Below are 21,517 nucleotides of genomic sequence, written 5' to 3'. Positions count from 1 at the left end.
AAACAAACTGCCATCCGGCCTCTGGGCGGCTGTTGCCGAGAGGCCGGCAGACGAACCATCGATCCGTCAGGCCCAAAAAGGGCGCTGGCTGGCTGCGCCTGTTAGGCGGCGGACTGGGTCGGCGGGTTCTGGTACATCATCCAGAGCTCGATCGCGGCCAGGACGGCGACCAGAATGCCGATCACGACATGCACGGTCATCGCCGTGGTCGCCTGGAATCCAAGCACCCAGGGCGATACGAGAACCCACAGTCCGACGACCAGGTTCACCCACTCTTCCCAGACGGCAAATGCCGCGAGAGCGGCAATCGAAAGCACGACAATCAAGATTCCGCTGCCGAGGGCGTTCTGCGTCTGCGGGCCTGCCGCAAAGGCGAAGATCCAGGGAGAGAAGAACAGAATTGCCCCAAGGATCAGGTTGGCTACGTCACAGAGCCTGGCGTTTGTCCACTGGTTCATGGCATCCTCCATTGGGAGCGTTTGTGGCTCCCGAGTTCGGCAAGGTGGTGCCTGAGTCCGGCGAGATGCGCCCGAAGCCGCTCACTCCGTGTTACGGCAGTGCCCTTGCCCGGCCGGAGTTTCCGCATCTGGCGGTACTCCAGCCAAATCCGGCTATCTAACTGAATTCCGGGCTTTATGTTCCATTCGGCACCGGCACGCCTGGATCACTTGATGGTGATCGAGCGATCCAAAGCCGCAGTGGACATGGTCAGCGGCGACGTGCCAGCGGCGCGGACAGGCTCATTCTTTTCTCGATCCGGTGAAAACATTGGTCGTGGATCGCAGTTCTTGAGACGAGACGCTCTTGCTGGTCTTGATTGCCGCCGAAGCTTGTTTGAGAGACGACCGGTCCGGATTGACGCGCGATACTTTCGCTGCAAAGGTGTTTTAACGACTTGTTTACCATGCGTCAGTCAGGGTTGGGGGGAAATTGGAACCGTTTCTGGGTGCGAACCGCCTTAATTGGGATGATCGGGCCGAACTGCACTCGACCGACACAACGGGCAGCTACCACATCGAGAATGTGCTGGCAGGCGGATCCAATCTCTATGAATTGGAAACGCGCGAGGTCGGCGATATTGCCGGCAAGGATATCGTCCACCTGCAGTGTCACATCGGGCTTGACACGATCAGCCTGAAGAATCTCGGTGCGGGCAGCGTGACCGGCCTCGACTTTTCACCGACGGCGATCGCGGCGGCGCGGGATTTCGCTGCGAAGGCAGGCACCGACGTACGTTTCGTGGAAGCGCCCCTGTTCGAGGCCGTCGAAGCGCTCGGCCGGACCTTTGACATCGCTTACGTTACCTGGGGTTCGGTAAACTGGCTGGACGACGTGTTCCGCTGGGCGCGGGTGGTGGCCAGTCTCCTTCGACCCGGCGGCCGGCTCTACATGGCCGAGGGCCATCCATTGATGTTTCAGTGCGATCGAAAGGCCGCGGCCCTGGAGTTGAAGCACGACTGGCGAACGCCGATAGCTCGGCCGCTCGCCTGGAACGAGGAACTGACCTACACCGGCGACAATCGTATCTTGAAGCATCCTCGCTATTATGAGTGGATCCATCCGATCAGTGACGTGGTGAACGCGCTGATTTCAGCTGGTCTGACGCTCGATTTTCTCAATGAGCATGACACGGTTTCGTGGCAGCACTTTTCATTTGCAGTGCGGGCCGGCAAGGATATGTACGGCCTGCCAGAAAACTCCCCCAAGATACCGATGGCCTATTCCATTGGCGCTACGAAGCGTAGCGTCGGCAAGATACCATACCTTGTGTCTCCCAAGCCGATCGAGGGCCACTAGTCCAAGGTCAATGCTCCGACGTACTCGGGTCGGAGCGTCGAAGTGTGCAATGGCGCTCGTGCGCCTCGATCTTCCGGGCAAGGCTGATCCAGCTGGCGTTTCATGTTGGTCCGCATCGTGCAGCCCGCCTTCAGCATCGCGTTGGCAGTGGTGTCGCTGTCGACACCGCAGCCGGCGTCAGCCGTCGGAAAATGAAAATTTCTCAGGAGTATGAAGGTCCAATTAAACATTGAAAGCTAATGTTCCTCATCGGGTCGACCCCGAGGACCTGAAATGGCAATTGAGGAATCGCCTATTGGCTTTTTTCCGCGCTAGGTTCGGCGGCATTAAGGAGGCCGTCTTTTCGTCGGCAAATATTCCGGCGGCGATCGCGTTTGTCGTCATCCTTATCAGCGCAGCGTTCGCGGAGCACCAGAACAAGATCGTCTCGGACCAGGCCGTCCGTGCGGACGTGCTGACCAAGGTCAACCTCATCCGCGCCAAGCTCGAAGGCAATATCAACGGAAACCTTCAACTCGTGCATGGACTGGTCGCTGCGGTCGTAACCGAGCCCTATATGGGACAGCAACGCTTCGCTTCGCTGGCGAGTAATCTGTTTGGCGCGAACTCGCAATTGAACAATATTGCCGGCGCGCCCGATCTGGTCGTTTCCCTGATGTACCCGATGGAGGGTAACGAGCAGGCGATGGGCCTCGATTACCGCAAGAACGAGCGGCAGCGTGCGGCTGCGCTAAGGGCGCGAGACGAACGCAAGCTGGTGCTTGCCGGTCCCGTCGATCTGAAGCAGGGAGGACAAGGCTTTATCGGTCGCTTTCCGGTTTTCGTGCGGAGCGCGGGCAATACGGAAAGGTTCTGGGGCATCATTTCCGCCGTTGTCGACGTGCAGCGTCTCTATCGGGCGAGCGGGCTGCTTGACGACGATCTCGGGATTGACATAGCGCTGATCGGCAGGGACGCTCTCGGCCAAAATGGAGACCAATTCTACGGCAATGAGCGGATCGGCAAAAGCGATCCGGTGACGGCCGACGTTTTGCTCCCGTCCGGTTCGTGGCAGATCGCGGCCATTCCCAAAAATGGCTGGCCTTCGACGCCAAGTAACGCATGGTTGTTGCGCGCGATCATGGCGACGGCCGGGGCCTTGGTTGTGTTCCCCTTCCTGGTCACAGGTCGCCTGATCGGCGAAAGACAGCGCAATTATGCGGAATTGCGTCGATTGTCACGACGCCTGGAACTCGCTCTGGAAGCCTCGGCTATTGGGGTTTGGGAACACGATCTCGCGACCAACGAGCTTACGTGGGATGATCGCGTAAATGAAATATATGGCAAATCAACCGGGGAGCACCGGGGCTACATAGACTGGGCGGGTGCAATCCACCCAGATGATTTGGCTACCGCCAACGCAGATTTCGACAGCGCGGTGGCCAGCGGACGACCCTATTTGTCGGAGTACCGGATTGTGCGTCCGGATGGCGAGGTCCGTCATGTCCGGTCCAAGGCGATCGTTTACCGGGTCGCAAACAACACTCCAAAAATGATAGGCGCGGAATGGGACGTTACAGCCGATGTCCTGCTGAACCAGGATCTGGTTCGAGCAAAACAGCTGTCCGAGTCGAAAAATGCAGAACTCGAGTCGGCCAAAGCGCGCATAGAGCACATCGCGCTTCATGACTCGTTGACCGGCTTGCCCAACCGGCGTTACCTCGACCAGGTACTGGAAGATTACGCGGCAAACGCCAGGCGCTCAGGCGGGCATGCGGCACTGCTTCACATCGATCTGGATCGGTTCAAGCACATCAATGATACGCTGGGCCACGCCGCCGGTGACGCAATGTTGGTTCACGCGTCAACAGTCCTCAGATCGAAGGTCGGCGACGAGGGATTCGTCGCCCGCATCGGGGGAGACGAATTCATCGTTCTGTGCGTGGTGCGCGACGATACCAAGCAACTGGCGCTGCTCGCTGACCGCGTCATCAGCCAGATGCGCGAACCGGTCTACTACCAGGGCCATCGATGCCGTTTTGGTGTCAGCGTGGGAATCGCAGTCGACAACGGAAAAAATATCGAAGCCAAACACCTGCTGGTAAACGCCGATATCGCGCTTTACCGAGCAAAGAGGCGTGGGCGCAATCGATACGAATTCTTCACCGACGCGATGCAAAGCGAAATCGTCGATACAAAGCGGATTGCCGACGAAATTCTCGGCGGCCTTGAGCGCAACGAGTTCATCCCCTTCTACCAGCCCCAATTTGACGCAAAGACGCTCGAAATCGTGGGGGTTGAGGCGCTGGCGAGGTGGAGACATCCAGAAAAGGGTATTTTGGCGCCCGATGTCTTCCTGAGAATTGCGGAAGAACTGAATGTGGTCTCGATCATCGACCAAGCCATATTGAAGCAGTCGCTTTTGGACTTCAAAGAATGGTCCGCTGCGGGACTCCACATTCCGCGGGTATCGGTCAATGTTTCGGCGCGACGCCTTCAAGATGAGGAGCTCATCAAGAGCTTGCGAGAACAAAATATCGAAAAAGGGACAGTTTCATTCGAGCTTGTTGAGTCAATTTTCCTGGACGAGAACGACGACCTTGTCACCTGGAATATCGAGCAGATAAAAGAACTCGGGATTGACATCGAAATAGACGATTTTGGTACTGGTTACGCTTCGATAGTCAGTTTGCTCAAGTTGCAGCCTCGCCGGCTAAAGATAGATCGGCAGCTGGTCACCCCAATCGCCAAATCGCCGCAAAGAAGGCAGGTTGTCTCGTCAATCATTGACATCGGCAAGTCCTTGGGTATCGAGGTCGTGGCGGAAGGTGTCGAGACGATGCAGCACGCACGGATACTCAAAGGCCTGGGCTGCGACATGTTGCAGGGTTATGCCTTCGGCTACGCGCTCGATTCCGACGGACTAAAGGCCTTTGTTCGATCCCGGCGGCTGCGCACAGCCAGCTGAGCGCCAGTCCCCGCATTTACCGGCGCGATCGGCGTTGAGCGTCGCATCAATATGCGCGTGGCAGGCCAGGCCGGTAACAATAAGCCTCAAATAAGCAGCAGGCCCTTCATGCTGGAGTGGCCTTTCCTGCCGATGATGATGTGATCGTGAACGGCAATGCCAAGCGGTTTGGCCGTCTCGATGATCAGCTTGGTCATCTCGATGTCGGCGCGCGACGGCGTCGGATCGCCCGATGGATGGTTGTGAGCCAGAATAATCGCCGTCGCCGAGAGCTCCAAGGCGCGCCTGACCACCTCGCGCGGATAGACCGGCGTGTGGTCAACGGTGCCGACCTGCTGCACTTCGTCGGCGATCAGTGCGTTCTTCTTGTCGAGGAACAGGATGCGGAACTGCTCCCGCTCCTCGAAGGCCATGACCGACCGGCAGTATTCGAGAACCTGCGTCCAGGTCGACAAAAGCTCGCGGCCGGCGATCTCGCCGCGCGCCATGCGCTGCGCCGTTGCGGCAACCACCTTCAGGTCGAGCGCCACCGCCGGGCCGATGCCCTTCACCTCCTGCAGGCGCTCGACGGGCGCGCCGAGGACCTCGGCCAATGTACCGAAGCGTGCCAGCAATGCCTTGGCGACCGGCTTGGTGTCGGCGCGCGGGATCAGCCGAAACAATAGAAGCTCGAGCAGTTCGTAGTCGGGGAGGGTGTTGGGGCCGGCAGCAAAGCGTTCGCGCAGGCGGTCGCGATGGCCGAGATAATGCGGCTTGTCGGCGGCCACCGCCTTCGCGGGCGATCGCACCGGCCTTTCGGGAAAGAAGGCCCGCTCGTCGTCGTCACCGTTCATGGCTGCCCCACCCAGCATTTGCCGGGCAAGGTAACGCCCGATCTGCCAGACACTAGGCCCGCAGGCCGGGGCGGTCGAGGTTTTTTGGCGATAGCGTGAAGATCTCGCAGCCGGTTTCGGTGACGCCGATCGTGTGCTCGTACTGCGCCGACAGCGAACGATCGCGCGTCACCGCGGTCCAGCCGTCCGACAGCACTTTCACATGCGGCCGGCCGAGATTGATCATCGGCTCGACGGTGAAGATCATGCCCGGCCGCATCTCGACGCCTTCGCTGGCGCTGCCGTAATGCAGGATATTCGGCGCGTCGTGAAACAGCCGGCCGACCCCATGGCCGCAGAAATCGCGCACCACCGAGCAACGCTCGGCTTCGGCGTAGGTCTGGATGGCGGCGCCGATGGCGCCGGTGCGGGCGCCCGGCTTGATTGCCGCGATGCCGCGCATCAGGCACTCATACGTGACTTCGAGTAGCCGCTCCGCGGCACGCTTGATCGTGCCCACTGGATACATGCGCGAGGAGTCGCCATGCCAGCCGTCGAGGATATAGGTGACGTCGATGTTGACGATGTCGCCGTCCTTCAACGGCTTGTTATCGGGTATGCCGTGACAGACGACGTGGTTGATCGAGGTGCAGGATGATTTCGTGTAGCCGCGGTAGTTGAGCGTCGCCGGAAGCGCGCCATGGTCCATGCCAAATTCGAAAACGAAACGATCGATCGCCTCGGTGGTGACGCCGGGCGCCACCATCGTCACCAGTTCGTCGAGGCAGCGCGCGGTGAGATCGCAAGCCTTGCGCATGCCGATAAAGCCTTCCTCGTCGTAAAGACGGATCTGGCCGGTGTTTCTGAGCGGTGCCGCGGCGGCGTCGAGATAGGTGACCATTTTTATCCGTCTTGCAGAGATGCGAGGCTGGATGAGCCTCGGCGAGAGAAATCTCCCCAGATTTGGCACTGGAAAGCGCAAGGTTCAAGGACGAACTGCCGGCGAACGGCCGAAGACCAGCGATATATTCACGCCTGAGGCATTCTCCTTGCCTGGAGCGGCCCATGCTTCGCCGGGTTCATTGGCTACCGCAGTGACGACACATTTCTAGGCGAGAAGTCGGCCCAAGCACTAAGCCGCTACGGCAACTTTTTGCAACGAACGGCGTCGCTGCGGGGGCGTCGGTTCGGGAGAGATCGAATGGACAGACTGCAATTCGAGGTGCCGGTGCGGATCGCGCCTGTGCCCGGCCAGCCGGTCGAGGAAATCTACAGTGTCGAGCAGGCGCTCGATTTCCTGCAAACGTGGCCGGTCCGCCGGAAGGGGCCAACCTACCAGGCCGCGTTCAACGCCTGTTTTGGTGCCACGGTGGACATCGTCGAGACCGAGGACGCATGGCGGGCCTTCATGGCCTTTTGCCGGGTGAGCGGCCTGCTGGCCAGGGACATGATGGTTCCGCGCAAGCGCGGCGGCGAGGCGAGGGGACTGCGGGCGTAGGGAGCCGTCGACATAATCTTCAATTTGTCTGGCAGCCTTTGCCGACATCCTCATCAGAGTGGTGGTCCGGCAAGGTTACGCAGCGCGTTAGCGATGGCATGTGCTAAGTACTTGAGGTCTCTGGTACGCCCAAGGGGAATCGAACCCCTGTTACCGCCGTGAAAGGGCGGTGTCCTGACCGCTAGACGATGGGCGCGCTCAGATGTGAGCGCTTATAGTTGCGTCGCGACAAACCGGCAACCCGTCTGCTGCCGGCTGCGACAACTTTTTTCCTTTGGCTCCAAACCGCGTCTTTCCGACAGCCAAGCTGGTTTTTGCGGCATGATGCAACGCCGCCGAAGGGCCTTCAGTGGCGGAAGAACCTCGCCCTAGCCGCGCCTGCGGCAGCGCCAGTTCCAGTCGCGCTCCGGTCCGACATCGACGTGGACGGATTCGGTGTGGCAGTAGGTGCCGACGCCGCCGCGGCCCGGCATGGTGCGGATATAGCTCGCCAGTTCCCATTTTGAGACGCCGGGAACCTGGATGTCGGCGGCGGCGCAGTACATGTGCAGCGAGTTCTTGGCACCGTTGGCGCGACGGTTGCGGGCCGGATCGCGATAGCCGGAGGTAACCGTCATCTTGCGGCCGTAGTGGCCTTCGATCGTCTTCAGCACGCGAACCAGCGACGGCTTCAAGCAGGCGACATCGACGCTTTCGTTCTGTTTCAGGAGACCGTTGGGTGCCAGCCGGGCGAGGCCGGCGGCGGAGGCGACCTGGTAGGCGCCACCCGAACCTTCGTCTTCGTTGAGGTCGACATCACTCTCGTCGTCGAGGCCGGATTTGCGCTTGATCTCGAACAGTGCCGTCTGGCGCACGCCGGGCAGCGCATCGGCCGTGAAGTGGCTGGTATCGCCGGCCGATGCCAACTGCACCGGCTTTTCAGCCGGGTTGGCCGAGGCCAGGGTGACGGTGGGCTTTGCCGCGGGCGTCGCCTTGGCCTGCAAGACCGCTGGCTGCCCGCCCGATCTGCTGTTGGCCGGCGATGCCGCCGAAGCAGGCGTAGCGCTGAACAGCGAGGCCAGGAAGTTTTTCTTCGGTGCATAGGCCTGTGGCTGCGGCATCTCGCCGGCGGTCACATAGACCGGGTTGTTCATCGCCGGCGCGGCGGCCTTGGCATCGGGCTTCGATGCGCCGGCATCGGCGGCGGCACTGTTCTGCGCAACAGCGTTGGCCTGTTCAGCCGCCTCGGCGTTTGGTTGCAGCGGTTGCGGCGAATGTCCCGCGATCGTCTCGGCCGCCGTGGGAACGGCGATCGGGAAGCCGGCATCGGACTTGGCCCCTGGCTTGGCCATTGGCACATAGGCGACCTGCTCGGGAAGGTTGGCGTCGCCCTCTGCATTCATCGTCATTTGTGCGGTTGTCATCTGCGACGATGAGGCGGCCGTGCTGGCCTGGGGCGCACCGGCGGCCGTGCTGATTTCGGTGGCCGAGGCATTATAGCCTGGCATGCCGACCGACATGGTCGGGTCGCCGGCAGAGGTGCAGGACGCCAGAAGCACCGAGAAAAGCGCCGCCACAATGGCGCGGCTTTCTCCCTTCGCGAGGCGCGATCCTGCTGATCTCAAAACAAAATTCCCCCTCGATATCCGACCGGTTCGTCATTGGCGCGGCGTCGAAACGTCTCGTCGAAATGACCCTTGTTCCCCGAACCGGAAACGAGACCTGTGTCAAATCTGCAAGCCTCAAAGTAATTTGGCGGCTAGAGGATGAATCAAGGCTGCTCAGGGTTGACGACACCATTTCGCCCGCTTTTGGCGGCGCGTCAACTCACCACACATTACAGATGGTTACACACGCACCTTGACATAGGTGCCGGGGGCTTCGCCTAGAACTTGCATATGCTCGCCCGGTTTGCGGGCCGGTACGCGGGTATTGTCCCTGGCTTCGATCCAGCGCTGCCAGTGCGGCCACCAGGAGCCGGGATGGTCAGTGGCCCCGGCGAACCACTGGTCGAAGTCCCCAGCCGGCTTGCCGCCGGTCCAGTAGTGGTATTTCTGCGCCGCCGGCGGATTGACGACGCCGGCGATGTGGCCGGAGCCGGCCACGACGTAGTCGACCTCGCCGCCGAAATATTTCGAGCCGAGGAACACCGACAGCGCCGGCGCGATGTGATCCTCCTTCGAGGCGAGGTTGTAGACAGGGATGGTGACATCCTTCAGCGAAACCGTGCGGCCCGCCAACTCCATCATGCCTTGCGAAAGCCTGTTCTCGAGATAGCAATTGCGCAGGTAGAAGGAATGGTTGGCAGCGCCCATGCGGGTCGAATCGGCGTTCCAGTAGAGCAGGTCGAAGGGCAGGGGATCCTTGCCGCGCATGTAATTGTTGACGACATAGGGCCAGATCAGGTCGCCCGAGCGCAGCATGTTGAAAGCAGTCGCCATCTTGGTGCCGTCGAGATAGCCTTTTTCGCTCATTGCCTTTTCAACGGCCGCGACTTGCTCCTCGTCGACGAACACTTTCAAGTCGCCGGCATAGGTGAAATCGACCTGCGTGGTGAAGAAGGTCGCCGATTTGATGCGGTGGTCGCCTTCCTGCGCCATCAAGGCCAGCGCTGCCGCCAACAGCGTGCCGCCGACGCAATATCCGATGGCGTTGACTTGCCTTTCGCCGGTGGCCTTTTCAATCGTGTCGAGGCCGTATTGCAGGCCCTCCCTGATATAGGCCTCCCAGCTCTTGGCGCCGTGCCGCTCGTCCGGATTGATCCAGGAGATGACGAAGACCGTGTGGCCTTGCTCGACCGCCCAGCGGATGAAGGATTTTTGCGGGTTGAGGTCGAGGATGTAGTATTTATTGATCCATGGCGGGCAGATCAGCAGCGGCCGCTTGAGCACGGTCTCGGTCGCCGGCTCGTATTGCAGGATTTCGGCGACGTCGCTGCGGCCGACCACCTTGCCGGGCGTGGTGGCGAGATTCTTGCCGATCTCGAAGGGTGAATAATCCGCCTGCCGCAGCTTCAGGTCACCCTTGCCTGCGGCAATGTCCTCGGCCAGCATTTTCATGCCGCGCACCAGGTTTTCGCCGTTCGAGGCGACGGTCTCGCGAAACAATTCCGGATTGGTCAGGATGAAATTCGACGGCGAGATGGCGTTGGACACCTGCCTGACATAAAAGCTGGCCTTGTGGCGGGTGTGCTCGTCCAGACCGTCGGCGTGCTCGACCAGTTCGGCCGCCCAGCGCGAGGTGACGAGATACGCCTGTTTGAGGAAATCGAAAAAGGCGTTGCGGCCCCATTCCGGGTCCTGGAAACGCTTGTCGCCGCGCTCGGGCTTGACCGCATCCTCGGTCTCCTCGGCACCGGCGCCGATGCGCTGAACGGCATTGGCCCAGACGGCCATATAGCCGGAAAACAATCGTGTCTGTGCCTCCAGCGCGCGCTGCGGGTCGGAGAGCCAGTATTCGGTGAGTTTGGAGAACGTCTTCACCATGTCGACGACCGGCTCGGCGACATGATCGCGCACCTCGCCCTTTTCCCGCGGCTCGGCCCATGCCGAGGCGGCCTTGCCGGCCTGCTCGATCATGCGGGCCATGTTCAGAGCAAAGCGTTCCGGGTCCTTAACCAGATATTGCTCGACGGTCGAAGGTTGGTCATCTTCCGCTTTGCCCGAATCGGGTGTTTTGGACATGGTTCGCGGGGTTCCTCCCGAAGCGTTTTGTTGACATATTACCATGGGATATCTGACAGGGTCCAACGTGCTCTAACCCGGCCGCCAGGAAAACAATATGACGATTAATATTGGCAAGAACGTTTTTTCCGGCACTGGTCGTTTTTGCCGCATGGCGCTCGTCCTGCTGGCGATGGCCGGTTGCACGAGCAGCAACATAGAAGGTGCAGCGCCCGCCACCGGCCTTGTCGGGGCGAAGGACACCGGTTCCTACCCGAACCTGAACATCCCGCCGCAGGTGGCGGCCGAGCAATTCACCGACGAGGAAAAGAACGCCAAGCTCGCCCAGCTGAAGGCCGAGGAGCAGGGCCAGGCCGCGAAGGGCGGCGGCGTCAAGGTCGCGGACCAGGCTGCGCTGGACCAGCTGGCAAAAAAACACGGCGCCGAGGCGCTGAAGCAGATCGAAGGCAAATGCGACCCCGCTCTCGACCCTAATTGCAAATAAGCTTATACGCGCGACCGCAACCTCACTGTCTGGAACTGCCATGGAAGAATTTCACAAGGTCCGCCGGCTTCCGCCCTATGTCTTCGAACAGGTCAACCGGCTGAAGGCCAGTGCCCGCTCGCGTGGCGCCGACATCATCGACCTTGGCATGGGCAATCCGGACCTGCCGACGCCCAAGGCCATCGTCGACAAACTCTGCGAGGTCGTGCGTGATCCGCGCACGCACCGCTATTCGTCGTCGCGCGGCATTCCGGGCCTGCGCCGTGCCCAGGCCAATTATTATGCCCGCCGTTTCGGCGTGAAGCTCGACCCGGACAGCCAGGTGGTGGCGACGCTCGGCTCGAAGGAGGGCTTTGCCAATATGGCGCAGGCGATCACCGCCCCCGGCGATGTGATCCTGTGCCCCAATCCGACCTATCCGATCCACGCCTTCGGCTTCATCATGTCGGGCGGCGTCATCCGCTCGCTGCAGGCCGAACCGGACGACGGTTTCATCCCGGCGCTGGAGCGCGGCATCCGCCATTCGATCCCGAAGCCGCTGGCGCTGATTCTCAATTATCCGTCCAACCCGACGGCACTGGTCGCCTCGCTCGATTTCTACAAGGAGGTGGTGGCTTTCGCCCGGAAGAACGACATCATCATCCTGTCGGACCTTGCCTATTCCGAGATCTATTTCGACGGCAATCCGCCGCCTTCGGTGCTGCAGGTGCCGGGCGCCATCGACGTCGCAGTCGAGTTCACCTCGATGTCGAAGACCTTTTCGATGCCGGGCTGGCGCATGGGTTTTGCCGTCGGCAATGAAAGGCTGATCTCGGCGCTGACGCGGGTGAAATCCTATCTCGACTACGGCGCCTTCACGCCGATCCAGGTGGCGGCCGCGCATGCACTCAACGGCGACGGAGCCGATATCGCCGAAGTGCGCGACGTCTACCGCAAACGCCGCGACGTCATGGTCGACGCCTTCAGCCGTGCCGGCTGGACCATTCCCGCACCGGCGGCATCGATGTTCGCCTGGGCGCCGATCCCCGAGCCGTTCAAGCACCTCGGCTCGCTTGAATTCTCCAAGCTCCTGATCGAGCACGCCGACGTCGCGGTGGCGCCGGGCGTCGGCTTCGGCGAGCATGGCGACGATCACGTGCGCATCGCGCTGGTCGAAAACGAGCACCGGATCCGTCAGGCAGCGCGCAACATCAAGCGCTTCCTCGCATCCAGCGCCAAGCAGCCGAATAACGTCGTACCGCTCGCCGCGCATCGCTGAGTTTTCTACACATCAATCGACCGAATGGGGCGTCGCCGGACATGGCTGAAGCGTTGCGTGTTGGAATTGCCGGCCTCGGCACCGTCGGTGCGTCGGTGGCTCGCGTGCTGCGCGACAAGGCGGCGGAACTGACGCGGCAGTGCGGCCGCGACATCGTCGTGTCAGCCGTCTCGGCCCGCGATCCCAAACGCGACCGCGGCGTTGATTTTGGCACAGCACAGTGGTTCGACGACGCCGTCAAGATGGCCCAGACCGCCGAGATCGATGTATTCGTCGAACTGATCGGCGGCGACGAGGGCGCGGCACGATCCTCGGTGAAGGCGGCGCTCGAGGCCGGCCGCCATGTCGTCACCGCCAACAAGGCACTGCTTGCCAAGCACGGCGTGTCACTGGCCGAGATCGCGGAAAAGAGGGGCGTGCTGCTCAACTACGAAGCGGCGGTGGCCGGCGGCATTCCGGTCATCAAGACGATGCGCGAGGCGATGGCCGGCAATTCGGTGACCCGCGTCTTCGGCATCCTCAACGGCACCTGCAATTATATTTTGACGCGCATGGAAGCCGAGGGCCTATCCTTTGATGCCTGCCTGAAGGACGCCCAGCGGCTGGGCTATGCCGAAGCCGACCCGACCTTCGACATCGAGGGCCACGACACCGCGCACAAGCTGTCGATCCTGACCAGCCTTGCCTTCGGCACGAGGATTGCGGCCAATGACATCTACATGGAGGGCATCTCCAACATCAGCCAGGCCGATATCCGCGCGGCCGGCGATCTCGGCTACCGGATCAAGCTGCTTGGCGTCGCCCAACGCACCGAAAGCGGTATCGAGCAGCGCGTTCACCCGACCATGGTGCCGACGGCCTCGGTCATCGCGCAGGTGCACGGTGTCACCAATGCGGTCGCGATCGAAACCGACATCCTCGGCGAATTGCTGCTTTCCGGCCCCGGTGCCGGCGGCAACGCCACCGCTTCGGCGGTGATCGGCGACATTGCCGACATTGCCAAGAGCCGGCCTGGCTTCCAGCATGGCCCGGTCTTCGGCCGGCCGGCGAAGGAATTGAAGCCCTACAAAAAGGCGCAGATGCGCAGCCATGCCGGCGGTTATTTCATCCGGCTGACCGTGCACGACCGCCTCGGCGTTTTCGCCGCGATCGCCAAACGCATGGCCGACAACGACATTTCGCTGGAATCGATCGTGCAACATGCCGCAGGGCCGGAAACCGAGGCACAGAAGACAGTCATCCTGGTCACCCACGAGACGACCGAGGCGGCGGTGCGCAAGGCCGTCGACGGCATCACCAGGGACAGCCTTCTGACCGACAAGCCGCAAGTCATCCGCATCGAGCGGGCCGGATAGCAGTCTCAAGTTTTGCCTTTAATCGATTGATATTGCTGCGCTTTCAAAAAGGTCCAGCGCAGGTCTTGCTGTTGTCACGAGGCTTTGACACAAGAAGCGCGTCTCTGGCGGGAGGCTAATGCATGTCGCCCAAAAGTGTGCGGCGGTTTTGGGACAACGACATGCATAGAAACAAAGTGCCAACGAGGATTATCCATCGATGAATGTGGCCCAGAACATTGTCGCCGGCCTCGACCGGATACTGACCATGGAATTGGTGCGCGTCACCGAACGCGCCGCGGTCGCGGCCGCCAGATTGCGCGGACGCGGCGACGAGAAAGCCGCCGATCAGGTCGCGGTCGACGCCATGCGCCAGGAGCTTAATCGTCTCGCCATCAACGGCACGGTGGTGATCGGCGAGGGCGAGCGCGACGAGGCGCCGATGCTCTATATCGGCGAGGAGGTCGGTACAGGCAAAGGCCCGGCTGTCGACATCGCGCTCGATCCGCTCGAAGGCACGACGATCTGCGCCAAGAACCTGCCCAATGCGTTGGCCGTCATCGCCATTGCCGAAAAAGGCAGCCTTCTGTTCGCGCCGGACGTCTATATGGACAAGATCGCCATCGGCCCGGGCTATGCCGATGGCATCATCGACATCGATGCCTCGCCGGCCGAAAATATTGCCAGCCTGGCCAGGGCCAAGGGCGTTCCGGTGGCAGAGATCACCGCCTGTATCCTCGACCGGCCGCGCCATGGCGCCTTGATCGAAGCCGTGCGGGCGACAGGCGCCGCGATCCGGCTGATCGGCGACGGTGATGTCGCCGGCGTCATCCACACCACCGACCCGGACGAAACCGGCATCGACATCTATCTCGGCACCGGCGGTGCGCCGGAGGGCGTGCTGGCGGCGGCGGCCTTGCGCTGCACCGGCGGCCAGATGCAGGGCAGGCTGATCCTTGACACGCCGGAAAAGCTGGCGCGCGCGGCGAAGATGGGGATCTCCAACCCGAAACGGATCTACCACACGCAAGACATGGCACGCGGCGACGTGCTGTTTGCCGCGACCGGCGTCACCGACGGCAATATGCTGGCCGGCGTCAAGTTCGGCCGCAATTTCATCACCACGCACACGATCGTGCTGCGCTCGTCGTCGCGAACCGTGCGCGAAATCAAGGCCAGGCACCAGGATCTGGAAAAGTTTTGATTTCGACTCAGTTAGCCGTTGCATATTGTGCGCAATGACAAATTGCAGACGGCGCGTCACGTGACGGGGGAAAGACGCTTTTTCCTAGATGTCAGGCAGTCGGCCACCGGCGTTTCCTGGGAACACCGGCTGACCGAGCGTCAGGACATGGCTGCGCTCGCCATCGCGCAAGGTTATGGCGTGCCCGACATCGTGGCACGCGTGCTGGCCGGGCGCGGCGTCACCGCCGAGCAGACCGAGCGGTTCCTGGATCCGACCATCCGCAACCTGCTGCCCGACCCGGCATCGCTGACCGACATGGACAAGGCGGCCTCTCGCATCGCCCAGGCGGTGATGGCCAGGGAAAAGGTGGCGATCTTTGGCGACTACGATGTCGACGGCGCCGCCTCATCGGCGCTGCTCAAGCGCTTTCTCGCACATTTCTCGGTGCCGTCGGAGATCTACATACCGGACCGCATCTTCGAGGGTTACGGCCCCAATCCGGAAGCGATGCGCGAACTCGTCTCGCGCGGCGCGACGCTGATCGTCACCGTCGATTGCGGCACCAACAGTGCTGCTTCCATCGACGCGGCGAAGGCCGCCGGCGCCGACGTCGTGGTGCTCGATCACCATCAGGTCGGCGGGCCGTTGCCGGCGGCGGCTGCGGTCGTCAATCCTAATCGCGAGGACGATCTTTCCGGACAAGGCCATCTTTGCGCCGCCGGCGTCGTCTTCCTGTGCCTGGTACAGACGGCGAAGATCCTGCGCAGCCGGCTGCCGGACGCCGCAGCGCCGGATCTGCTTGGCCTGCTCGATCTGGTGGCGCTGGGCACCGTCTGCGACGTGGTGCCGCTCACCGGCATCAACCGGGCCTTCGTGGTCAAGGGGCTACAGGTGGCGCGGCAGCAGAGGAACGAAGGGCTGGCGGCACTGGCGCGGGTCTCGCGTATCGGCGAGCCGATCAGCACTTTCCATCTGGCCTTTCTGATCGGTCCGCGCATCAACGCCGGCGGGCGCATCGGCGACGCAGCACTTGGCAGCCGCCTGCTTGCAACCGACGACCCGGTCGAGGCCCGCACCATCGCCGAGACGCTCGACCGGCTCAACCAGGAGCGGCAGTCGATGGAGCAGGAGATGCTGGCCGCGGCGCGCTCAGAGGCCGACGCCGAGCTTGCCGGCGGCAATGGTCCGGCCATCGTGGTCACAGCCAGCAGCAACTGGCATCCGGGCATTGTCGGCCTGCTTGCCTCGCGGCTCAAGGACCATGCAAGACGGCCGGCTTTTGCCATCGCCTTCAACGCCAATGGCGTCGGTACGGGGTCAGGCCGTTCGGTGTCGGGCTTCGACCTCGGCCGGCTGGTGCGCGAGGCTGCCGATGCCGGGCTGATCGTCAAGGGCGGCGGCCACGGAATGGCGGCGGGCATCACCGTCGAGCGGGCGAAGCTCGGCGCGCTCCGGGCTTTTTTCGAAGAGCGCGCTGCGGTGGATGTGTTCCGGCTGCAAGGCGAGGAGAGCCTGGCGATCGACGGCGCGCTTGCCGCCGAGGGCGCGACGCTTGCGCTGCTCGATGCGCTTGAGCGGGCAGGGCCGTTCGGCGCCGGGCATGTCGCGCCGGTGTTCGCGCTGCCGCGTCACCGGCTGGTTGATGCGCGGGCGGTCGGCACCAACCATATCCGCGCCGACCTGCAGTCGGAAAGCGGCGGCCGCATCCAGGCGATCGCCTTTCGCGCCGTCGATACTGCGCTTGGCGAATTCCTGTTCAAGAACAGGGGCAAACCGGTGCACGTCGCCGGCTCATTGTCGGGCAATCACTGGAACGGCAACCGCACGGTGCAGTTTCGTATCGTCGACGCGGCGCTTGCCTGAGAGTTCGCTGACCGCTCGGCCTAAGCGAGGACGGTCTGCAGCCGGGTCAGTTCGCCGATTTGCGCCATCGTTGCCTGGTAGCCGATACGGATCGCTTCGTCGGCGCGGTGGAATTCGGTCAGGCCGATATGGCTGAGCTTCGGCTGCAGCGACATGTCCGGCGGGTCGCCGGCCAGCCTGGCGCGCGAAATGCGGTCCTGGATGATGTTGAAGGCTTCGACCATGACGCCGGTGATGCCGAGCCGCGTCTCGCGCGACTGACGTTCGGGATCGGCGTGGCCACCCCTTGGCGCGTCTCTCTCGACGATCAGCTCGCCTGCGCTGTGCTTGATCACTGCGGCGCGGCCGAACAGATCGTAGTGAAGGTTCACTGCAACCACGAGCGGCTGCTCGTAGGCACGGCAGACCGAGACCGGCACCGGATTGACCAGTGCGCCGTCGACCAGCACGCGCCCGTTGCAGGCGACCGGCTCGAACACGCCGGGCAGCGCGTAGGAGGCGCGCATGGCGGTACTCAACGAGCCGCTCGACAGCCAGATTTCATGGCCGGTGCGGATTTCGGCAGCGACGCAGACGAACGGTTTTGGCAGGTCCTCGAAGCGGATGCCGGCTATGTGCTCGCGCAGCCGTGCATCGAGCTTCATGCCACCGAACAGGCCGCTGCCGCGTAGATTGAGGTCGAGAAGGCCAAAAATGCGCCGCCTGGTCAGGCTGCGCGCGAATTCTTCCAGCTCGTCAAGTTTGCCGGCAACATAGCAGCCGCCGACCAGCGCGCCGATCGAGGTGCCGGCGATCATCGACACTTCGATGCCGGCTTCGTCAAGCGCGCGCAGCACGCCGATATGCGCCCAGCCGCGCGCACAGCCGCCGCCCAATGCCAGCGAGATCCCTGTTTTACCTGGAGATTTGGTTTCGGATGCGCCTGCGGCCGAGGAGAGGCCATTGGCCTCCCGAACGTCAGGTCTGTTGCGCAATGACGCCCAGTCGAGCATCACAATCTCCCTTGTCCCACGGTCATCCTACAGGCGGGCCGTATCGAAATCATGAATATACGTGGCTGAAGTGCTGCGAATGGTTCATACTGATGGTGTTTTGGGCTTTCGATACGTTTTTTCCGCATCGAACAGCGGCTTGCTGCCGTCGTTGGCAAGCGTCCCTTTGCCATCGCTCAGCCCCACCGTCCGATAAAAGCATGAACGTCGGCCGGTGTGACAAGTTGCTTCGTGACCCAGCACTTTGACGCGCAACCATATCGCGTCCTGGTCACAATCTGTGAGCATCTCGACGACCTGCTGGACATTGCCCGAGGTTTCGCCCTTCTTCCACAGCGCGTTGCGCGAACGCGACCAGTAGTGCGCGATGCCGGTCTCGAGTGTCAGCGCCAGCGCCTCGGCATTCATATGCGCGACCATCAGCAGCATGCCGTTTTCGGCATCGGTGACGACGACAGTGACGAGGCCGCCGGCATCGAAGCGCGGTGAAAGGACGGTGCCTTCCTCGAGTGCCTTCTTGTCAGATGGAGCTTTCGGGAATTCCAATGCCGACATTCGCCGGTCCCTATTTAGCGAGGGCGGCGCGGGTCTGATCAGTTCCGCCGCCGCGCACCATGGTGACGAAGCGGACCTGCTCTTCAGGTGTATCCTCGAAGACGCCGGTGAAGGTCGAGGTCAGCGTGGTGGAGCCCTGTTTGCGGATGCCGCGCATGGCCATGCACATATGCTCGGCCTCGAGCATGACGGCGACGCCGCGCGGATTGAGCACGTCCTGGATGACGCCGGCAATCTGCGCGGTCATCGCTTCCTGGGTCTGCAGGCGGTGGGCAAAGATGTCGACGACGCGGGCGATCTTGGACAGGCCGACAACCTTGCCGTCAGGCAGATAGCCGACATGCGCCTTGCCGATGATCGGCACCATGTGATGCTCGCAATGCGAGTGGAACGTGATGTCCTTGACTATGACGAGGTCGTCATAGCCGGCGACTTCCTCGAACGTGCGGCCAAGCTCCTCGGCCGGGCACATATCGTAGCCGTTGAACATTTCGCGGAACGCCTTGGTGACGCGCTTCGGCGTGTCGATCAGGCCCTCGCGCTCAGGATTGTCGCCGGTCCAGCGCAACAAGGTGCGCACCGCGGCTTCGACTTCGGCCTCACTCGGCCGGTCGGTGACCGGCTTTTCCATATAGGCCGACTGCGGCATGAGTTTCTTGATAACGGCGTCCATAAAGGCGTCTCCCGTAGTTCCTCTCTCAGGAGGAACGAGTTGAACGGACCACGACCTTTCGGGTGTTAGAAACTCGCCCGGTTTCCAGCCCGTAAGTGGCGTGAACAGATTTGGGCAGGACGAGACTTGCGGTCGCCTTGTCGATACCCGACTACGACCATTATATATGTTCGTGCCGAGCGAAAGGAAGACGCCAGAGCGGCAATCGCTGTTCGCTGGGCGGCGACGGATTGGAAAAATATGATCGACGATGTCTACAATGCGAAAATTCTGGGTTTTGCCGGAAATATCGCACGGATCGGTCGGCTCGACCGGCCCGACGCAACCGCACGAGCACATTCCAAGCTGTGCGGCTCGACAGTGACCGTCGATCTGAAGATGGATGACGGCGTCGTCAGCGATTTCGCGCATGACGTGAAGGCCTGTGCGCTTGGCCAGGCGTCGTCTTCGATCATGGCGCAGCATGTCGTCGGCGCCAGCGCGGAAGAACTGCGCAGCGTGCGCGAGACGATGCTAAAAATGCTGAAGGAAAATGGCCCGCCGCCCGAAGGCCGCTTCGCCGACCTGAAATACCTGGAACCGGTGCGCGATTACAAGGCGCGCCACGCCTCGACCATGCTGACCTTCGACGCAGTGGTCGACGCGATCGGCCAAATCGAGAAGAAGCGGGCGGAACAGGCGGCCTAAACCTCGGCAAGAAAACGCCGGCTTTCGGCGAATTCCGCCCGGACCCAGTCGGCAAAAGCCCTGGCCGGCTCGGAAAGGTCGTTTAGTCTTCTGGCCACCAGCCAATAGGCGCCGGACGCAACGTCGATGTCGAAAGGCTTGACCAGCGCGCCGGACGCAAGTTCTTCGCCGATCTGCAAAAGATCGCCCAGTGCGACACCATGTCCAAGCAAGGCTGCCTGCTTCGAGAGCGAGGCATCCGCCAGCATCGGTCCACGGGCAGGCACGGCTTCAGGGGTCACGCCGGCCGCTTCGAACCAGCGCGTCCAAGCCTGACGGTTTTCTTCGTGCAGCAATGTATAGCGACCAAGGTCGATCGGTTTTTCCAGAGCTGGCCCGGACGCAAGAAGCGCCGGCGACAGAACCGGTGAATCGACGACCGAGGCAAGCTGTTCGGCTTCGCTGCGTGGCCATGAAGTGGCGTGCGCACTGAAGCGTAGAGCAAGTTCAGGCTGATCGCTGCGGAACTCTATCAACCTCGGGTCGACCTCAAGGGAAACGTCGATATCGGGTCGCAACTGGCGAAATCGGTTGAGCCGCGGCACCAGCCATACGGATGCAAGCGACGGCTCGACGCTGACACGGACCACGGACTGCGTCGGGGCCGCCGTCAATTCCGAAAGCAGCCTGTCGATGCCCCCGAAACTTCTGACCAACTGGTCGAGCAGCCGCCGGCCGGTGTCGGTCAATTCGACGCGGCGATGATGGCGGAAGAACAAAGGTTGGCGCAGGAATGTTTCGAGCTCGCGGATCTGGCGGCTGATCGCCGCCTGCGAAACATAAAGCTCCTCGGCCGCACGGCTGAAGCTCAGGTGACGACCGGCTGCTTCGAAGCTTCTAAGAGCCGTCAGGGGGAGGCGTCCGCGCTTCATTCGCATAACTCAGAGTTATCTGACGTCGACGTTATACTCGTTTGAAGAGCAAGGCCAGCGGCGCTCTAATCGGTGCTCAAAGGAGTGCTGCCATGATCCAGTTTCTCAACATCCTGGGCGATGTCGTGCGGATCGCGACATTTCAAAGACATGACGAGAAACCGCATGGCGACTGGTGCGAGGGGAGGCCGCCGACCAGCGTCGCCGCATGTCGGAAGCCGACGCCCGACCGGTACCCGGTTCGCCGTTCGAGGCAGTGACGGGATTGCCGGAACGGCATTGCGTTCCCGGCCCGATGCGCACATCTATCCTGAAGGGAAACGCGACGCGGAGACTGTGGTGGTCGGCCAACATCGGCATGCGCACGGCGCCAGGCCGATTCGACAAGGACGCAACTGGCCCGGCCCGTGGCGCAAGACGCCGGGCCGCGTCTTCGGCACGTCGCTCGTCCGGCTCTACCAGCTGACGCTGTCCGGCTTTGTGGGCAATTCCTGCCGGCATCTGCCGACCTGTTCCGAATACGCGCACGAGGCGATCGCCCGGCATGGACTATGGGCCGGCGGCTGGATGGGATTCTTTCGCGTGCTGCGCTGCGGGCCGTTAGGGACGCATGGCATCGACCGCGTGCCCGAAACCCTGGCTGAGCGCTATGTCTGGTTTGCGCCGTGGCGGTACTGGCGGATCGGGAAAAAACGTGGCGACCTAGACAGTTGACCGCAACTGTTCGTTACACAACCGCACCGCTGTTTACGATCTGGTAGGGTTAACCGCAGCTTGCGCGGACATAGCGCATTTAAGACAAAATCGAGACAAGACGCCTCGCTAAGCCGCTCCTGATACCCTTCAGGAGAGATTGCC

At 62.0% G+C, this 21,517-nt stretch carries 20 protein-coding genes and 1 tRNA gene; 11 read left to right on the top strand and 10 right to left on the bottom strand.

The features are described 5' to 3' along the window. Positions 1–101: 101 nt before the first annotated feature. Positions 102–458, bottom strand: a complete 357-nt coding sequence (locus NKH37_RS15375) for an SPW repeat protein (protein ID WP_051409696.1) — start codon at positions 456–458, stop codon at positions 102–104. Between the two features lie 472 nt (positions 459–930). Here NKH37_RS15375 and NKH37_RS15370 point away from each other — a divergent pair, with 472 nt between their 5' ends. Both NKH37_RS15370 and NKH37_RS15365 read left to right on the top strand, forming a co-directional pair. After that, positions 931–1,797: a class I SAM-dependent methyltransferase gene (locus NKH37_RS15370; RefSeq protein WP_353005378.1), complete on the top strand. Its 867-nt coding sequence runs from the start codon at positions 931–933 to the stop codon at positions 1,795–1,797. A gap of 367 nt (positions 1,798–2,164) precedes the next feature. Beyond that, on the top strand, positions 2,165–4,744 hold the full coding sequence (locus tag NKH37_RS15365; protein WP_036245080.1) for a bifunctional diguanylate cyclase/phosphodiesterase: 2,580 nt from the start codon (positions 2,165–2,167) through the stop codon (positions 4,742–4,744). 86 nt (positions 4,745–4,830) lie between these two features. Here the strand turns inward: NKH37_RS15365 and radC are convergent, their stop codons facing one another. Together radC and map are read right to left on the bottom strand one after the other, a co-directional pair. Next, entirely contained in the window at positions 4,831–5,577 is a 747-nt protein-coding gene (gene radC / locus NKH37_RS15360) for a RadC family protein (RefSeq protein ID WP_023720155.1), read from the bottom strand. 52 nt (positions 5,578–5,629) lie between these two features. Continuing rightward, complete coding sequence (map, locus tag NKH37_RS15355; RefSeq protein ID WP_023720154.1) at positions 5,630–6,457, bottom strand: type I methionyl aminopeptidase; 828 nt, start codon at positions 6,455–6,457, stop codon at positions 5,630–5,632. A 300-nt stretch (positions 6,458–6,757) separates the two neighbouring features. Here map and NKH37_RS15350 point away from each other — a divergent pair, with 300 nt between their 5' ends. Beyond that, entirely contained in the window at positions 6,758–7,054 is a 297-nt protein-coding gene (locus NKH37_RS15350; RefSeq protein ID WP_023678889.1) for a DUF982 domain-containing protein, read from the top strand. Between the two features lie 121 nt (positions 7,055–7,175). Here the strand turns inward: NKH37_RS15350 and NKH37_RS15345 are convergent. The 3 genes from NKH37_RS15345 to NKH37_RS15335 form a co-directional block, all read right to left on the bottom strand. After that, a tRNA-Glu gene (locus NKH37_RS15345) sits at positions 7,176–7,250 on the bottom strand. Between the two features lie 172 nt (positions 7,251–7,422). Then, positions 7,423–8,553: a YcbK family protein gene (locus NKH37_RS15340; RefSeq protein ID WP_352482303.1), complete on the bottom strand. Its 1,131-nt coding sequence runs from the start codon at positions 8,551–8,553 to the stop codon at positions 7,423–7,425. Positions 8,554–8,880: 327 nt separating this feature from the next. Continuing rightward, on the bottom strand, positions 8,881–10,716 hold the full coding sequence (locus NKH37_RS15335) for a PHA/PHB synthase family protein (RefSeq protein WP_352586952.1): 1,836 nt from the start codon (positions 10,714–10,716) through the stop codon (positions 8,881–8,883). Positions 10,717–10,867: 151 nt separating this feature from the next. Here NKH37_RS15335 and NKH37_RS15330 point away from each other — a divergent pair, with 151 nt between their 5' ends. The 5 genes from NKH37_RS15330 to recJ all read left to right on the top strand — a co-directional run bounded on the left by NKH37_RS15330 (position 10,868) and on the right by recJ (position 16,841). After that, complete coding sequence (locus NKH37_RS15330; protein WP_352482154.1) at positions 10,868–11,200, top strand: hypothetical protein; 333 nt, start codon at positions 10,868–10,870, stop codon at positions 11,198–11,200. A 40-nt stretch (positions 11,201–11,240) separates the two neighbouring features. After that, positions 11,241–12,458, top strand: coding sequence for an LL-diaminopimelate aminotransferase (locus NKH37_RS15325; RefSeq protein WP_352466981.1), 1,218 nt, complete (start codon positions 11,241–11,243; stop codon positions 12,456–12,458). Positions 12,459–12,499: 41 nt separating this feature from the next. Continuing rightward, positions 12,500–13,813, top strand: a complete 1,314-nt coding sequence (locus tag NKH37_RS15320) for a homoserine dehydrogenase (protein ID WP_023720151.1) — start codon at positions 12,500–12,502, stop codon at positions 13,811–13,813. Between the two features lie 199 nt (positions 13,814–14,012). Further along, positions 14,013–14,996 (top strand): class II fructose-bisphosphatase, encoded by a 984-nt coding sequence (gene glpX / locus NKH37_RS15315; RefSeq protein WP_023720150.1) that lies wholly within the window; start codon positions 14,013–14,015, stop codon positions 14,994–14,996. A 60-nt stretch (positions 14,997–15,056) separates the two neighbouring features. Then, positions 15,057–16,841, top strand: coding sequence for a single-stranded-DNA-specific exonuclease RecJ (recJ, locus tag NKH37_RS15310; protein ID WP_353041140.1), 1,785 nt, complete (start codon positions 15,057–15,059; stop codon positions 16,839–16,841). 20 nt (positions 16,842–16,861) lie between these two features. On the opposite strand, the gene NKH37_RS15305 is transcribed toward recJ, so the two are convergent. From NKH37_RS15305 to folE, 3 genes are all read right to left on the bottom strand, one after another. Next, a complete protein-coding gene (locus NKH37_RS15305; RefSeq protein WP_352482159.1) occupies positions 16,862–17,833 on the bottom strand; it encodes a patatin family protein in 972 nt (323 codons plus the stop codon). Between the two features lie 84 nt (positions 17,834–17,917). Next, positions 17,918–18,388 (bottom strand): phosphoribosyl-AMP cyclohydrolase, encoded by a 471-nt coding sequence (gene hisI / locus NKH37_RS15300; RefSeq protein ID WP_352482161.1) that lies wholly within the window; start codon positions 18,386–18,388, stop codon positions 17,918–17,920. A 10-nt stretch (positions 18,389–18,398) separates the two neighbouring features. After that, complete coding sequence (gene folE, locus NKH37_RS15295; protein ID WP_353005375.1) at positions 18,399–19,061, bottom strand: GTP cyclohydrolase I FolE; 663 nt, start codon at positions 19,059–19,061, stop codon at positions 18,399–18,401. Between the two features lie 240 nt (positions 19,062–19,301). On the opposite strand from folE, the gene NKH37_RS15290 reads away from it, so the two are divergent. After that, entirely contained in the window at positions 19,302–19,748 is a 447-nt protein-coding gene (locus NKH37_RS15290; RefSeq protein ID WP_023720146.1) for an iron-sulfur cluster assembly scaffold protein, read from the top strand. Here the strand turns inward: NKH37_RS15290 and NKH37_RS15285 are convergent. Beyond that, positions 19,745–20,659 (bottom strand): LysR substrate-binding domain-containing protein, encoded by a 915-nt coding sequence (locus NKH37_RS15285; RefSeq protein WP_023720145.1) that lies wholly within the window; start codon positions 20,657–20,659, stop codon positions 19,745–19,747. The genes NKH37_RS15290 and NKH37_RS15285 overlap by 4 nt on opposite strands. A 92-nt stretch (positions 20,660–20,751) precedes the next feature. On the opposite strand from NKH37_RS15285, the gene NKH37_RS15280 reads away from it, so the two are divergent. Next, the gene (locus NKH37_RS15280) at positions 20,752–20,919 is read left to right on the top strand and encodes a hypothetical protein (RefSeq protein WP_352961603.1); all 168 of its coding nucleotides are present in this window, start codon (positions 20,752–20,754) and stop codon (positions 20,917–20,919) included. A 79-nt stretch (positions 20,920–20,998) separates the two neighbouring features. Then, positions 20,999–21,373, top strand: coding sequence for a membrane protein insertion efficiency factor YidD (gene yidD / locus NKH37_RS15275; protein WP_031194332.1), 375 nt, complete (start codon positions 20,999–21,001; stop codon positions 21,371–21,373). The last annotated feature ends 144 nt before the right edge of the window (positions 21,374–21,517 follow it).

Source organism: Mesorhizobium sp. M1217, assembly GCF_040318275.1.
GTDB lineage: Bacteria > Pseudomonadota > Alphaproteobacteria > Rhizobiales > Rhizobiaceae > Mesorhizobium.
This window is presented reverse-complemented; position numbering and strand designations above follow the sequence as displayed.

Coding starts and splice junctions, on each gene's coding strand:
- NKH37_RS15320 (WP_023720151.1), top strand. CDS start 12,500: ATGGCTGAAGCGTTGCGTGTTGGAATTGCCGGCCTCGGCACCGTCGGT.
- NKH37_RS15350 (WP_023678889.1), top strand. CDS start 6,758: ATGGACAGACTGCAATTCGAGGTGCCGGTGCGGATCGCGCCTGTGCCC.
- glpX (WP_023720150.1), top strand. CDS start 14,013: ATGAATGTGGCCCAGAACATTGTCGCCGGCCTCGACCGGATACTGACC.
- NKH37_RS15375 (WP_051409696.1), bottom strand. CDS start 458: ATGAACCAGTGGACAAACGCCAGGCTCTGTGACGTAGCCAACCTGATC.
- map (WP_023720154.1), bottom strand. CDS start 6,457: ATGGTCACCTATCTCGACGCCGCCGCGGCACCGCTCAGAAACACCGGC.
- NKH37_RS15340 (WP_352482303.1), bottom strand. CDS start 8,553: ATGTCGGTCGGCATGCCAGGCTATAATGCCTCGGCCACCGAAATCAGC.
- NKH37_RS15290 (WP_023720146.1), top strand. CDS start 19,302: ATGATCGACGATGTCTACAATGCGAAAATTCTGGGTTTTGCCGGAAAT.
- NKH37_RS15330 (WP_352482154.1), top strand. CDS start 10,868: ATGGCGCTCGTCCTGCTGGCGATGGCCGGTTGCACGAGCAGCAACATA.
- hisI (WP_352482161.1), bottom strand. CDS start 18,388: ATGTCGGCATTGGAATTCCCGAAAGCTCCATCTGACAAGAAGGCACTC.
- NKH37_RS15325 (WP_352466981.1), top strand. CDS start 11,241: ATGGAAGAATTTCACAAGGTCCGCCGGCTTCCGCCCTATGTCTTCGAA.
- NKH37_RS15335 (WP_352586952.1), bottom strand. CDS start 10,716: ATGTCCAAAACACCCGATTCGGGCAAAGCGGAAGATGACCAACCTTCG.
- NKH37_RS15305 (WP_352482159.1), bottom strand. CDS start 17,833: ATGCTCGACTGGGCGTCATTGCGCAACAGACCTGACGTTCGGGAGGCC.
- radC (WP_023720155.1), bottom strand. CDS start 5,577: ATGAACGGTGACGACGACGAGCGGGCCTTCTTTCCCGAAAGGCCGGTG.
- NKH37_RS15280 (WP_352961603.1), top strand. CDS start 20,752: ATGATCCAGTTTCTCAACATCCTGGGCGATGTCGTGCGGATCGCGACA.
- folE (WP_353005375.1), bottom strand. CDS start 19,061: ATGGACGCCGTTATCAAGAAACTCATGCCGCAGTCGGCCTATATGGAA.
- NKH37_RS15285 (WP_023720145.1), bottom strand. CDS start 20,659: ATGAAGCGCGGACGCCTCCCCCTGACGGCTCTTAGAAGCTTCGAAGCA.